Source organism: Microvirga aerilata, assembly GCF_016743775.1.
GTDB classification, from domain to species: Bacteria; Pseudomonadota; Alphaproteobacteria; order Rhizobiales; family Beijerinckiaceae; genus Microvirga; species Microvirga aerilata.
Map to the genome: position 1 here is coordinate 45,947 of NZ_JAEQMY010000027.1, position 14,077 is coordinate 60,023.

Consider the following 14,077-nt stretch of genomic DNA (forward strand, 5'->3'; position numbering starts at 1 on the left):
GGTGCTCTAAGCCTTCCAAGGTCAAGGACAATGGAAGCGGGGCCATGAACTCGAACCTGGATGGAGCACAGCCGATCGCACCTGAGCAGGGCGGCGATGCGGCCGACGAGCTCGCCTATCGCCTGCGCCAGCAGCAGCTCACGGCGCAGTTCGGCCTGTTCGCCCTCAGGACCCGTGACATTGATGCCCTTCTCCAGGAGGCCACCCGCACCTGCGCCGACGGCCTCTACAGCGAGTTCTGCAAGGTGTTGGAGTTCCTACCCGCCGACAAGGAGTTCGTGGTCCGCGCGGGCGTCGGCTGGAAGCCGGGCGTGGTCGGCGCCGCCCGCACCGGCGCTGATCTCGACAGTCCGGCGGGCTTCGCCCTCAGGACCGGCACGCCCGTGATCTCCAACCACCTGGCCGAGGAGACCCGCTTCCGCACGCCCAAGCTCCTCGCGGATCATGGTGTCAAGCGGGCGATCAATGTCATCATCCGCGGGGACGGCGATCCCTTTGGTGTTCTCGAGGTGGACAGCCCAACCGAGGGTCGCTTCACCGAACACGATATCGCGTTCATGCAAGGGTTCGCGAACCTCCTGGGAGTTGCCATCGAGCGGCAGCGCGCCGAGGAGGAGCTGCGGGCCAACAAGGCCCTTCTCCAGCAGGCGCTGGAGGACCAGGACGTGCTGACCCGGGAGATCAGCCACCGGGTCAAGAACAGCCTCCAGCTCGTGGCTGGCCTGCTGAACATGCAGGGTCGCGCGTCGGGCAACGACGACCTGCGTCAGGCCCTGTCCGATGCCGAAGCCCGCGTGCACACCATTGCGCAGGTCCATGACCGCCTGTGGCGTCACAACGAGGTGCGCTCCGTCAATCTCGCGGAGTTCCTCGGCGAGCTGTGCACCAAGCTGCGGGGATCGGCTCCCTACTTCACCGTGGGATGCAGCATCGATCCGGTGATCGTTCCTACTGACCTTGCCGTCCCGTTAGGGCTGCTGGTCAACGAGCTTGTGACCAATGCCTTCAAGTACGCCTACCCCGAAGCGTCCGGCGAGGTCCGGCTCGAGCTGACGTCGGACAGCCCGGAACGCCTCCGGCTGGAGGTGTCCGACACCGGAGTTGGGCTGCCGCCCGACTTCAACCCGGCGCGGTCCAGGAGCCTCGGGATGAGGCTCGTCGCCAGCCTGGCCCGGCAGATTGGCGGTCGGCTGGAGTGGCAGGATGCGCAACCCGGCACCCGGTTCGTGCTCGAAGTGTCCGCACTGGACGACGGCTCCGGAAGGTAGCGCCACGGGAATGATGGAGCCTGAAACCCGGCGGACGTGTCATGCAGGCGACCAGATACGAAAGCTCAGGCCGGCGCAGGGTCCGATCCTCGATGACAGAGCCGATCAACCCAGGGGCGGGCCGAGAAGGTTCTTGATCAACCGCACGAGCGTCTCCGGATGGACCGGCTTGCCAATGAACAGGGCCCCTTCCGGCAAATCGCCTGCCTTGGGCGCGGCTCGTCCTGAGGCAATCAACACCCCGATCTCCTGCCGATCCGTGCGGACCCTTTGGGCCAGTTCGAAGCCGTTGATGCTGCCTTGCGGCATCTCGACATCGGTGACGACGGCGTCGATGCCGGAGACGGCCTTCAGCACCCTCAGGGCCTCATCGGCGTGAACGGCCTCGATGACCTTGAAGCCGGCATCCTCCAGGACGTCGACCAGCGTCATCCGAACGAGGGTTTCGTCCTCGACGACAAGAATGAGAGGGCGCAGGTTGGGGTGAGGCTCTGACATGTCAGATGAAACAGGAAGCAATGGTCTTCGTTCCTATGGCCGAGACTGTAACCTCAGGGGGCGGACGGAGTGCCGGACCTGCGTCAAATTTTCGTTGACGTCTGGCTCGTGACCCGAGTTACGGATTGGGCTGCCGCATTCCTGCCTTGATTCTTCCCGCCATGAGCCTGCCTGATCAGCACCATCCCTGCGACCGCGAGCCAAAACGCGACGAGCTCTCCCTCCATCAAATCATTGACCAAGCCAACCAGGCGATCGAGGGGTCACAGGCTCAGATCGCCCGATCCCGCGCCTTGAGCCAGTCCGAGGCCGATCTCGCCCGCGAGATCGACCGGATCGTCGAGGAGAACGGCGCCTCCCAAGGGCACGGTGGGGGTTCGTAATATGGGTCCGGCTGTCCCCAACAGCGAAAACCATCATCGTCCGGCACCTTGGTTTGGGATCAAAGAAACCTTGCATGCCTAAAGCGGCCTTCGATGCGGTGGAACTGCCGCTGACCTTCAGCTGCATCCTCACGGCCGAATCCCCTCCGCCCCTGTACTCACGGCTTTCCGCAAAATACAGGAGCCATGGAACCCCGTAGGGGCGAGGGGGAGAGGACCGACAGTGACGATCACCCGTCCGAGACTGTCATTGCGGCTGCGCATCTTCATCCTGACTGCCGTGGCGCTTGCCCCGGCGCTGGCGATCCTTGGCTACAACGAGGTCTCGCTGCGCCGCAGCCGGGAGGCCGAGATCCATGCACTCGCCCTCCGGTTCGGACAGCTTGCCTCGCTTGAGATGCAGGGAATCATCAGCGGCGCTGAGGGGCTGCTGCGCGCCGTCGCGCGGGTGCCGGCGGTGCGCTCGTTTGACGCCGAGGCCTGCGGCCTCTACCTGGCCGATATCCAACGGCAGTCCCCGCAGCTTGCTGCGATCACCGTGATCGATCGCGTCGGCGGCGTACAGTGCCGCAGCGCGCCGGGCGCCACCGCGCGCCTCGACGACCGTCCGTATTTCCGGCAGGCGCTCGAGACCGGAGGGTTCGTGATCGGCGAGTACACCGATAGCCGGATCTCGGGCCAGCGCGGCCTGACCCTGGCTACACCCATCAAGGCAGATGACGGCTCCATCGTCGGCGTGCTGGCGGCTGGCCTCGACCTCGAATGGCTCGGCGGGCGGCTGCGCGAGCGTGACCTCGCGGGAAACAGCGCCCTGACCATCGCCGACCGCAATGGGATGATCATCGCGCGCGAGCCGTTCCCGGAGCGGTTCATCGGCACGCGGATCCCGGAACCCTTCCAGACTCTCGTCACGGGCGCGTCGCCCGGAACGCGGGAGGTCACGAGCCAGGACGGGACGCGACGCGTCATTGGCTACATCCCGGCCACCGCGAACCCGACAGGCCTCTACATCAGCGCCGGCCTCTCGCGGGACGAGGCCTTCGCCCCGATCGACCGGGCCATGCGGCGGGGGGCGGTGCTGGCCCTGATCGGCAGCGTGCTGGCGCTCCTGTCCGCCTGGATCCTCGGCCGCAGGTTCGTCCGCGCGCCCGTGGCGCGGCTGATGCACACCATCCAGGCGTGGCGCGGCGGGGAGCGGACGGCCCGCACGGGGATGCCCGGCGGCGCGGGAGAGCTGGAGGCGGTCGGCGCCGCGATCGACGGATTGATGGACGAGCTCGACCGGCGTCAGGCCGCGCGCGACGCGGCCGAGGAGCACCGTCGGCTTCTCGTCAACGAGTTGAACCACCGCGTGAAGAACACGCTCGCCACGGTGCAGTCGATCGCCTCGCGGACCCTGCGCACCTCTGCCTCGGTCGGCGAGGCCAATGAGGCGCTGGAGAGCAGGCTGATGGCCCTGTCGCGCGCCCATGACGTGCTCACCCGCGAGAGCTGGGACGGGGCGGACATGGGCGAAATCGTCGCCCGTGCCCTCGAGCCGTTCGGCGATCCGGGTGGGGGGCGTCTCCGGTTCGAGGGGCCGCCGGTACGGCTCTCGCCGAGGACCGCGCTCGCCCTGGCGATGGCGTTCCAGGAGTTGGCGACGAACGCGGTGAAGTACGGCTCCCTGTCCAACAGAATGGGGTCAGTCAGGATCGGGTGGGGCCTTGCAGACGGGCAGGACGGCCGCCCAAGGCTTCATGTGCGTTGGGAGGAGACCGGCGGCCCGGCTGTGCGACCGCCGAGCCGCAGAGGCTTCGGATCACGGCTGCTCGAGCGTGCCCTGGCCCATGACCTCGACGGCGATGTGATGCTCGAGTTCGCCTCGACGGGGGTGGTATGCACGCTCCAGACGGCCGCGGCCTGAAGAGACGGCAGCGCTCAATGCACTCCTTCGTGTATGGCTCTCAATCCTCTGTTCATCCTCGGGCTCCCCGAAAAGCTTCTACTTGAACGTCCTGAATGCGCTGATGCCGGAGCACATCACCGTTCCCCTGCATCAGCTCGAGGCAACATGCCCGCTCTGAGAAATGCTAGTGGCGGAATTGGAGGATGACCTTAGACGGACTCGTGCGGGGGTGCGTCTCGATTGGAGGTGAGAAGCCGAAATGCGTGATGTGGCGCCATCGGAACACACGCGGCGGCATTACCCGAACGCGCTCAAGATGGTCGCGGAGACTAATGGGATCCTCGCCTCCCGAGTGGCTCGGCTGGCCGCGCAGGCGGAGGTGCAGTCGAGGGCGCAGCGCTCGGCCGCGGCGGCAGGGGCGGGATCGGCTGCGCCGTGACCGCATCGGTCACGAGGAAAAGGATGGCCGCAAGCATCGGTCCGGAACGCATGCTGAGGCTCGCCTCATGACCGGGACCGACGCAACGGCCGCGCTTCGAGTTCGTTGGTAGAGGACCCTAAGGTTCGACGGCACCGGACACCGTCTGGCCGAAATTCTCTACGTGGCTCTTGAGGTTCTCGCGCGTACGGGGATCGACAACGGCAACGGAGGCCGAGACGGCGATACCTGCCGCCGTGCCGACCGCTGCCGCCGCGCCGGCCGTGACTTGGATGATTCGGTCGCCCACGCCGACGCGGGAATCCGTCAGCGTCTGCCCTTCCGCCAGCTCCCGCCCGATAATCCGAACAACCTCAGGACTCTCCGCGTATTTGCTGTGGTTCAGGGGATCGCCGGACCGGAGCTTCGACAGATTGAGCACGGTAATCCCGGCCTGCTCCATCTCGCCGCGGTACGGTTCCTGCTCCGGATCGATGGCTCCGAGCCTGACCGCATCGCCCCAGAGGCGGCGCGAGACGGCCAATGCCCGGTCGTCCTGCGATACGAACAGGGTGAAGCCGGGACGCTGCCTGCCCATGTCCATGATGGCCTCGCGGAACAGGTCGACGTCCACGTCCGGTGCGGCAAGCAGCACGTTCCGGATCTTCGGCGCGACCCTGCCGTCGCGGATTGCCATCTGGCGCAAGGCCTCAAGGGTGACCCAGTTGCCCATCGAGTGGGCGAGGATCGAGATCTCGCCGACCGAGGGATCGCGGGCCAACATGCGCAGCGTGGTCTCGAGAGCTGTGCGGGAATACGTATTGCTCTCACGATCGTAGCCGTAGGCCAGCACGCTGCCGCGCGACGGCCAGGTGAACAGCACCGGGGCGACGGGTGTCCCTGCGTCGTGCACGATCTGGGCGAAGCGGAAGACGGCGTCGTCGAAGCGGTTGTTGAAGCCATGGACGAACAGCAGCACGCGCCTCTGGGGCACCTGTCGAACGCTCCCCCGCACCCAGGCCGCAGCCTGCGTCCGGTCGATCACGTCGGCCTTGAGCGTCACGAAGTCGGTGGCGGGGTTGCCGGGCACGTTGCGCGGCCACTGCACCTCGCCTTGCTTGCGGCTGGCATCGGGCGGGATTGAAACCGTGAACTCGGCAAACGACAGCTCGGGACCGCGGTCGCCGGAGAAGAACTCCTCGGGATCGGCAGCCCGCATGCGGGTGGTGGCGACCAGCATGTCGACCTTGCTGGCGCCCGGCACGCTCTCCGCTACGGGCACGAGAGTGCCCCGCAGACCTGCACATGCGTTCAGGCCGAGGAGCAGGGCAACGGCAATCGCGAGACGGCGGTATGGCAGTGTCATGGTCCGTCGCTTCCTGCTGCCATTCATGGAGATCATGGTTCTGTACGGGCTTGGTCCGTTGTCGGCAAGGGTAAGGGCCTTGGAACGGCCACGATGCCGTTGTCACGGAACGTCCGTTGCACCGCCGCCAGCACCGCCTTGCGGATCGCGAACTGGCGGCCGGCGCGAGCCTTGAATTTGCCCCTCAATACGAGCGTGCCGTCCTCGACGGAGAAGATGCCCTGGCTCTTGAACGGCTCCAGCAGGTCCGCGTTCAGCTCCGGATTGTCAGCGATCTCCTGACCGATCCTCTTGAACAGCTTGCGCACCTTCTCGACGTCGGTGTCGAACGCCACCCGAAACACCAGCTTCTCGATGACCCAGTCCCGGCTGTAGTTCTGGATCTTGCCGATCTGGCCGTAGGGGATGGTCGCCACCGCCCCGCGTGGATGGCGCAGGCTGACCGAGCGGACCGAGATGCGCTCGACCGTTCCCTTGGCGCCGGATGTCTCGATGTACTCGCCGAGACGGAAGGCGTCATCAAGCAGGAAGAACAGGCCCGACACGATGTCCTTCACCAGCGTCTGCGAGCCGAAGCCGATGGCAAGCCCGAACACGCCCAGTCCCGTGATCAGCGGCCAGACGTTCACGTTGAGGATGACAAGAATGGTTAGGAGCGACAGGATGAGGATCGTCACCTTCGCGGTGCCGCCGAGAAGCGGCAGGAGGGTCTCGAGACGCGTGCGAGGGGCGTGACCGTCCTCTTCGTCCGATGATACAGGCAAGGAATGGTCCCTGCGCTCGAGGCGCTCGATGCCCGCCGCCGTGGCACTCCACAGCAGAGCACCGACGAGCGCCACGACCGTGATCTCGACCGTCCTCTCGCGGATCAAGGTCACGTCGAATCCGAGAGCCGTCAGGGCGGGTAGGGCCCAGAGGTAGCCGAGAAGACCGAGCACCAAGGTCGCGAAGGAGAAACGCGCCATCCGGCGGAGCGTGTCCGACAGCAGGGACGTTGCCGGGTCGGCGGCCTTGCGCTGGGTCCTGGCCTCGATCCGACTGTCGACATGGGGCGCGACGAGGACCAGCAGGAGTGTGCCAAGCATCGCCACACCGGGGATGGAATGCCCCATGGTCGCGGCGACCTGAAGAACCGCTGTGGTACCGAGGATGGCCATGATTGCCAGCCCCGGCCACGTGGAGGCGAAGCGCTTGCGCCCGCGGGATACGGGCTCCGGTCCGGCCACCGCCATAGCCACGGCCTTGCGGTGGCGCCAGTACGCAAGGATGAGAAGCACGGTGATGGGGACGCTCACGATGAACGTGCCCGTTATGTCGCGAAGCCCGGGGCCGGCGTTCCAGGCCCGCAGGGTCGCCAGGGTCGCCAAGCCGGCCATACCCCATGCAAAGGCAAGGGACAGGATCCTGGCGAATGAGGCGAGGTGCGGCTGGGCCCGATCACCGTCACGCGCCAGCAAGGTGCCAATGAGGCGGCTGACGAGAAGACCGAGAACGGTGGCGAGGGCACAGATCCTCGCGACATGCCGAACGGTCCCCTCGCCGATGGAAAGCCTAATAAGCACGGCAACGACCACGAAGGCCAGGATCGCGGCTGCGGCATCGAGAACGAGGGAGGAGCGGCCGGGCCGCACGGCCCCTCGATCGAGGAGGCGTCGGACTCCAAGGAAGGCAACGCCCGCAGCAAGAACGCTTCCGATGATGATGAGGATGTACCAACCCGAGGCGTGCTCGTCGGCCGCGAGACCCTGAAGGAGTGCATCCGCCTCTGCCCCGATGGCATCGACGTGCCGGAGCCTGTTCCGCAGGCCGGCTTCCAGCGCGATGCCAATCCGGTCCAGGCGCTCCAGGACGATGCCCGTGCCCTCCGTCACCTCAATCAAGGCTCACTGTCCCCCTTGAGGCAAGGCTATTGCCGTAGCCTCTTTCCCGGCGTTCCCGTGCTTCCCGCCCCGAGGGATATCTTCATGATGCCGTCGTCGTTGTCGAGCATGGAAAAGGCATTCCCCATACAACTTCCCTCGGTCCGATGGGTAGGACGCGGCGCTTGTTCCCGCGCCATCTTCCGACGTCCGCAAGGCTCCCGCCATTCGGGTTTGACCCTAAATCCCTATGGGAAAACCCTGAGAGGGTGAGGCAGCGAAAGGTCTGCCCGCTCGCCTTTGGGCACGCTGCCGACCTAATGGCCATGTTGCCCGGTATCTACCAGCCCCTGCTCAGGTATCGTCCCGGTCGAACTGGGGGGTCTTCCGGATTGATGGGGGCAGGCACGTTCTTACAATGACGAGCGCAGCCGAGACCCATTGTGCCCCCGCTCTCCCACTCCTCCTTGGCTGCCCCCTCGAGGCCGTCGCATAGCGGCCTCGAGGTTCCGTAAAGGCGCCTCTGCGAAAAGATCAGTCGATTTTTACGTGTACGCATGACGCTGACGAGGTGATAGTCCATCTGGCCGAGTTTATTCCTAGATGGCAGGCTGGTACAGGCTGGGTTCACCTGAAAGAAAACCCGTGAAGCCCCAAGAACGTGACCAGCTTGCCAAGAGCCAGAAGCTGGACGCGATACAAGCCGAACTGGCCCAGTACGGGAGAACGGCCCGCCTCACGCTGCTCTTGGTGACCGTCCTAGGCGCCGTGGTTCTTGCTGTGCTGCTCTACCATGTCCTGGGCCACGCCTGAGAGCCGCTCAGGGTTCGTCCTATCGAGCAGCTTCTTCATCGTGCCTAAGCCTTAGGCGGCTTTTTCGAGGTATCGAGTTCGGGATGGTTATGGACCAACTTTTCCCGATCCCTGGCCAGGTTGTCCCAGGTTTTGGCCATTTCCAGAAGCTGGTCGCGATGCTCGCCCTCGGGCACCTGCTTGGCGAGCGCCCGGCATTCTTCAGCGTGCTTTCTATATTCGGCTGCGGTTTTCATCGTCCCCAATCCCTCTCATGAAGCGGAGCCTTTTATGAGATGCGAGGGCGGAACGGCAACAGCCCCCTGTCATGGCCGGAGCTCAGCATTCCATACTGCGGCTTCGGCGAAATGGAATCCTATGACTTCGCCAGCAGACGCAAAGACACCGGAGGTGCAACGTGGATCAGAGCCCATGTTCATTCACGGGCCATACATAAATAAAAAACAGATCTTGATTAAGATGATATAAGCATCTTTATTGTCAGCCAATAACATTAGGCGCTGATACCTGAGAGATATACGCGCTCCCGCCTAAATAAACAGGGAAAAGCCATCTTGGCCAACAGTTTTCAGCCTGATTACAATCCGATGATCCGCAAGCTTGAGAGCATCTTCGTCCTCACGGATGACGAGCGGCAGGCCCTCGAAACCCTGCCGATGCAGGTCGTGGCCATCAAGGAGAACCAGGACCTCGTGCGCGCGGGCGACCGGCCCTCCCGCTCGTGCCTGGTCCTGAGCGGCTTCGCCTGCACCTACAAGATGACTGTGCAAGGCAAGCGCCAGATCGTGTCCTTCAACCTGCCGGGCGATATTCCCGATCTGCAAAGCCTTCATCTCAGGGTTCTGGACAACGGCATCAGCACCATCAGCCCGTGCAGAGTGGGGTTCATCCGCCATGAGGCTCTGCGCGATATCTGCGACCGCTATCCCCGCATCGCATCAGCCTTCTGGCGCGAGACCCTCATCGATGCATCGATCTTCCGCGAATGGGTTTTGAATGTCGGACAGCGCGAAGCTTACACTAGGATGGCCCATGTCCTGTGCGAGTTGCTGACGCGCCTGGGAGCAGTCGGCCTTACACAGGATCATAGCTGTAACCTGCCGATCACCCAGAGCGAGTTTGCCGATGCACTCGGCGCCACGACGGTTCACGTTAACCGCGTTCTCCAACAGATGCGGGCCGACGGTCTGATCGAGCTAAAAGGCGACCGGCTGAACATTCCCGATTGGGAGAAGTTGAAACGGGTAGGTGAATTTGATCCGACCTACCTTCACCTGGAGGATTATCAGGCCGCCGCATGACCCTCACCTTACAGCCGATGCGCGTTGCGACGGGCTTTGACGAAGAAGGCATGATGGTCCTCGACGAGGAGCAGCGGCTTGTAGCCGTTCTGGTTCGCCTTGCGGACCAGAACGAGGTGGCTCCGGGGCAGTGGTACCTGGAAGCCGGCTTTGGCCGCCTGGACGGAGGAAGCCACCCGCTCTTCTCCAACCTCGACATGGCTCAGGAGTGGATCAGTCAGCGCCTTGCCCATAGGGCTCCTGCCTGAGACTGTTCAGCAGTTCCATAAATGATGGAGTGGACGGCGCCTGCTCCCGGCGGCCCATGACGGGGTATTTGCCTCAGCACCAGACAGAGCAGGGGACTGGGGCACGGCTACGAGGAGGCTCTGGCATTGCCGACGCCATTTGTCGCGCAGGATCTCGCCAGGATGATTGGCTTGGGTGACGGGCATGGCCTTGCAGGAAGGTAGAGAATGAAGTTTATCGGCATTCTCCAAGCCTGTCAGCATGACCCGCCTCCTGGCGAAGATGGTTGGGCGGGCAGACTCCCCTACATTCCACCCTACCGCACGCCGTGCCCTGGGAGCCCCACGTTTGAGTCTGCTGACCCGTTTGTACCTGCTCGTGGCCTTCGCGGCGGCACCCGCGTTCGGGCTTGTCCTCTACAATGACTGGCAGTTGCGCCAAGCCGCCGAGGCTCGGATCGAGGCCGATGCCCTGCGCTATGCCAGGCTGGTCTCCAGCGAGCTGGACCGCATCTTCTCGGGTGTTCGCAGCACCCTCGGCGCTGCCGCGAAGGCTCCGGTTTTGCAGGAACTGCGGGAGGCGGAATGCGCTCGTTATCTCTCGGCACTCGCCAACGACCATCCCTACCTGTCCCGCCTCGGCGTCATCCGAGCAGACGGGCAGGGCGCCTGCGGCCTCCAGGTGCGCGTTGATCCGGCCACCAGCCCGAGCCTGCGGGCTGCCCTCGGCACGTCGAACAGCTATCTCGGCGAATACACCGTCGGTCGTGGCAGTGCGGCGCCAATCCTCCCGTTCGCTGAGCGGATCGAAGATGCCGGCGGAAGGCCCGTCGGCGTTATCGCCTCGGGCCTGCGCCTCGACTGGCTCGGTGACTACTTCGCCGAAAAGGCTAAGGAGTTCCCGCCGGCGACATCGCTCACCATTGTCGACCGCAACGGCACCATTCTCGTCCGCCTGCCGAACCGGGATCGTGTCGGCACCTCGCTCACACACTACCCCCAACTCCGTGCCCAGAGCGGGGGAACGCTTAAGTCCGAGGCCGCCAACACCGCAGACAGCGTCGCCCGGATCCTGGGCTTCACCGCCATCAACGAGGTTCCCGAAGGCGTCGGGGTAGCCGTTGGACTCTCCCAAGAGGTGGTCCTGGCACCAATCCGGGAAGCCACCCGCCGCAACCTGTTGCTGATGGCAGTCACGGCCGCTCTTGCCATGGGTGCAGCCTGGCTCGGCGGCCGGGCGTTCCTTCAGCGGCCCATTAGCGCCCTCATGTCCGTGGCCGAGCGGCTCCAGGCTGGCGACTTCAGCGCGCGAACTTCTGTTGCCGGCGCTGGTTCCGAACTGGCCAGGCTCGGCTCCACCTTCAACACGATGGCGTCCGAGCTTGCCTCCCGGGAGCAGGAGCGCGAGGACGCCGCCAAGGCCCTGCGCGAGAGCGAGGAGCGGTTGCTGATTGCTCAGAGCGCCGCCCGCATTGGCGTGTGGGATTGGGATTTTGCTTCCGACCGCATCACCTGGTCACGGCAGATGTACGAGTTGTTCGGCCTCGACGCCGGGAAAGACGCCGCTGATCCCTATGGCGCCTGGTTGCGGATCCTGCACCCGGAAGACCGTGAGGGGGCCGACCACACAACCAGAGGCTGGAAGGATCAGCCAGGGCCTTTCGCCGACGAGTTCCGGATTATCCAGCCTGACGATCGCGTGAGATGGATCCTTGTCCGGGGACAGACAATGCCGGATGAGGCAGGGATCCCGCGCCGCATGGTCGGGGCCAACCTCGACATCACGGAGATCAAGGATCAGGAACTCCGCGAGATCTTCCTCCTCACCTTGGTCGACCGCATCCGCGACATCGGCAAGCCAGGTGAACTTCTACAGACGGTAGCGGAACTCCTTGGGGCCCAGCTCAAGGGGTCCTGCGTGGGCTACAGCGAGATCAACGAGGGGGAGGCCTGGGCGACGGTTCTGGCAGCCTGGCGTCGTGATGGCCTTCAGGGCGACCGCCAGCGCTACCCCACCAGTTCCTTCGGGAATGCCTTTGCCGAGCTGAAGGCGGGCCGGACGTTTGTTGTCGATGACGCCCGTGCCGATGAGCGAGTTGCCTGCGCCCGGGCGGCCTACGAGGCTGTCGTGGCTATTGCGTCGATTACGGTTCCTCTCGTCCGTGACGGGCGGTTCAGGGGCTTCCTGTTCGTGCATCAGGACATGCCTCGGCGCTGGACTGCATCCGAGCGGGAGCTATGCGAAGAGGTGGCCGAACGGACCTGGGGTGCGCTGGAGCGTGTGCGGGGGGATGCCCGGCGGCGGCTGCTCATCAACGAGCTGAACCACCGGGTGAAGAACACGCTGGCTACGGTGCAGTCGATTGCGGCGCAAGCGTTTCGCAGCAGCGGGCGGCAAGAGGATGCGCGCGAGACCTTCGAGGCGCGCCTGTTCGCCTTGTCCAAAACACACGACGTGTTGACGCGTGAGAACTGGGATGGAGGGGACCTTCAGGAAATCGTCACCGAAGCCGTCGCGCCATTCGGTTCATGGGATCGGACCCGGTTCATGGTGCAGGGGCCGCCGGTCCGGCTCACGCCGTCGGTTGCGCTGTCGCTTGCAATGACCTTGCATGAGCTGTCGACGAACGCGGTCAAATATGGGGCTCTCTCGGCGCTGGACGGGAAAGTGACGATCATCTGGGGAGTGGGCGAGGATCCGGAGGGCTCGCGCCTGAGGTTGACGTGGCATGAGAGTGGCGGCCCCACCGTATCCACGCCCCTGCGCAAAGGCTTCGGTTCCCGCCTGATCGAACGTAGCCTGACACGTGAGCATGGCGGGGAGGTGCAGGTTTCGTACCCCGCATCAGGCCTTGTCTGCGAGATCGCCATCACGCTCCCAAAGGAAGTGGCTGCGCCAGGTGTGACCGAGGCGCCAGTACCTGAGGATGTTCACCTGATCACGGGCTGAGTTCTGCCACTGCCACTGGAACGCCGGGGCTCGGGAGAGGCCGAAGGTCTGCTTCAGACGGGTAAACGCGATTTTCCTGAACGGCATCGGATTTCCCGGTGTGACCCTGGGCCGCCACAAGCGTTGGACCCGCAACCTGCGGCGGATCTTCGGGTGCTGCGCGAGAGGCTCTGTACCCAGACCCTTGCCGGGTCTAGGTGACTGACTTCAAGCCGACCGACCAATGCGGTCCTGCGCCTCCTCAATCCAAGGATGTCCATGTTTCACCTGATGTTCTCGCTGCCGAGCCTCTATGTTCTGGCGCGGTTTGTGTTGCCGCTTCCCTGGGCAACCGGCGCGAAGGTTGCCCTCGCCATTATCCTGCTCGTGGCGGCGCAATACCATCTCTGGAGCCGCCTTTCGTCAGGCTCCGTCTTCTCGCCCGAGTTCCCGCGCGGCTTGGTGTTTCTGTTCAACTGGGCGTTCGGGGCTATCCTGTTGCTGGCGCTGATGCAGATCGCGCTTGATGTGACCGGGCTGGTGGTGAGGTTGCTGCGAGGTGGCGGGGCCATACCGCACGGCGCGCGCTACGCGGCTGCGATTGCGGCCATGCTGCTGTCCGGGCTTGGCGTGTATCAGGCAAGGCGCGTACCGCCGCTCAAAGATGTCGAAATCGCCATCCCTGGTCTGGCGCCGCAGTTCGACGGCTATACGCTGCTGCAACTGACCGACCTTCACATCAGTCGCCTGTTTCCCAAGGAGTGGACGCAAGCGGTGGTCGAGAGGTCCAGTACGCTCGGCGTAGACCTGATCGTGGTGACCGGCGATCTGATCGACGGGTCACTCGAGGCGCGGCGTGCCGACGTGGAGCCCGCTCGGCCGCCTACATGCAAGGGACGGCGTCTGGGTCATTCCCGGCAACCACGAGTACTTCTTCGACTACGAGGCGTGGATCCGTCACTACGCCGACATGGGACTGCGCGTGCTCGCCAACGAGCATGTGGTCTTGAAGCGCGGCGGCGGTGAGCTGGTGCTGGCCGGCGTCACCGACTGGACTTGCATCGAGAAAGTGGAGAGCTCTGTATGAAGCAGGAGGATCTCCATGCCGAAGACCCGTTTTACGAGAG

At 64.5% G+C, this 14,077-nt stretch carries 12 protein-coding genes and 1 pseudogene; 9 read left to right on the forward strand and 4 right to left on the reverse strand.

The genetic code is table 11. The features are described from left to right. The first annotated feature begins 44 nt into the window (after positions 1-44). Complete coding sequence (locus tag JKG68_RS17580; RefSeq protein ID WP_202062142.1) at positions 45-1,268, forward strand: sensor histidine kinase; 1,224 nt, start codon at positions 45-47, stop codon at positions 1,266-1,268. 105 nt (positions 1,269-1,373) lie between these two features. On the opposite strand, the gene JKG68_RS17585 is transcribed toward JKG68_RS17580, so the two are convergent. After that, positions 1,374-1,766 carry a response regulator gene (locus JKG68_RS17585; protein ID WP_246515542.1) on the reverse strand — a complete coding sequence of 131 codons (393 nt, stop codon included), beginning with the start codon at positions 1,764-1,766 and terminating at the stop codon, positions 1,374-1,376. A gap of 161 nt (positions 1,767-1,927) precedes the next feature. Here JKG68_RS17585 and JKG68_RS17590 point away from each other — a divergent pair, with 161 nt between their 5' ends. The 3 genes from JKG68_RS17590 to JKG68_RS17600 all read left to right on the forward strand — a co-directional run bounded on the left by JKG68_RS17590 (position 1,928) and on the right by JKG68_RS17600 (position 4,476). Further along, entirely contained in the window at positions 1,928-2,149 is a 222-nt protein-coding gene (locus JKG68_RS17590) for a hypothetical protein (protein ID WP_202062144.1), read from the forward strand. A 223-nt stretch (positions 2,150-2,372) separates the two neighbouring features. Next, positions 2,373-4,055, forward strand: a complete 1,683-nt coding sequence (locus JKG68_RS17595) for a sensor histidine kinase (RefSeq protein WP_202062146.1) — start codon at positions 2,373-2,375, stop codon at positions 4,053-4,055. Between the two features lie 241 nt (positions 4,056-4,296). Beyond that, positions 4,297-4,476 (forward strand): hypothetical protein, encoded by a 180-nt coding sequence (locus JKG68_RS17600; protein WP_202062148.1) that lies wholly within the window; start codon positions 4,297-4,299, stop codon positions 4,474-4,476. Positions 4,477-4,594: 118 nt separating this feature from the next. Here JKG68_RS17600 and JKG68_RS17605 read toward each other — a convergent pair whose 3' ends face one another. Together JKG68_RS17605 and JKG68_RS17610 are read right to left on the reverse strand one after the other, a co-directional pair. Further along, on the reverse strand, positions 4,595-5,821 hold the full coding sequence (locus JKG68_RS17605; protein WP_246515544.1) for an alpha/beta hydrolase: 1,227 nt from the start codon (positions 5,819-5,821) through the stop codon (positions 4,595-4,597). A gap of 32 nt (positions 5,822-5,853) precedes the next feature. Further along, on the reverse strand, positions 5,854-7,692 hold the full coding sequence (locus tag JKG68_RS17610; RefSeq protein ID WP_312890844.1) for a mechanosensitive ion channel family protein: 1,839 nt from the start codon (positions 7,690-7,692) through the stop codon (positions 5,854-5,856). Positions 7,693-8,325: 633 nt separating this feature from the next. Here JKG68_RS17610 and JKG68_RS17615 point away from each other — a divergent pair. Beyond that, the gene (locus JKG68_RS17615) at positions 8,326-8,493 is read left to right on the forward strand and encodes a hypothetical protein (protein ID WP_202062154.1); all 168 of its coding nucleotides are present in this window, start codon (positions 8,326-8,328) and stop codon (positions 8,491-8,493) included. Positions 8,494-8,537: 44 nt separating this feature from the next. On the opposite strand, the gene JKG68_RS17620 is transcribed toward JKG68_RS17615, so the two are convergent. Then, positions 8,538-8,729 carry a hypothetical protein gene (locus JKG68_RS17620; protein WP_202062156.1) on the reverse strand — a complete coding sequence of 64 codons (192 nt, stop codon included), beginning with the start codon at positions 8,727-8,729 and terminating at the stop codon, positions 8,538-8,540. Positions 8,730-9,047: 318 nt separating this feature from the next. Here JKG68_RS17620 and JKG68_RS17625 point away from each other — a divergent pair, with 318 nt between their 5' ends. From JKG68_RS17625 to JKG68_RS32965, 4 genes and pseudogenes are all read left to right on the forward strand, one after another. Beyond that, complete coding sequence (locus JKG68_RS17625; protein ID WP_246515546.1) at positions 9,048-9,794, forward strand: Crp/Fnr family transcriptional regulator; 747 nt, start codon at positions 9,048-9,050, stop codon at positions 9,792-9,794. Then, positions 9,791-10,042 (forward strand): hypothetical protein, encoded by a 252-nt coding sequence (locus tag JKG68_RS17630; protein WP_202062158.1) that lies wholly within the window; start codon positions 9,791-9,793, stop codon positions 10,040-10,042. Before JKG68_RS17625 ends, JKG68_RS17630 begins: the two co-directional genes overlap by 4 nt. 328 nt (positions 10,043-10,370) lie before the next feature. Next, the gene (locus JKG68_RS17635; protein WP_202062160.1) at positions 10,371-12,971 is read left to right on the forward strand and encodes an HWE histidine kinase domain-containing protein; all 2,601 of its coding nucleotides are present in this window, start codon (positions 10,371-10,373) and stop codon (positions 12,969-12,971) included. A gap of 258 nt (positions 12,972-13,229) precedes the next feature. Beyond that, positions 13,230-14,001 (forward strand): annotated as a pseudogene (locus JKG68_RS32965) (metallophosphoesterase); the annotation flags it as partial. Between the last annotated feature and the right edge of the window lie 76 nt (positions 14,002-14,077).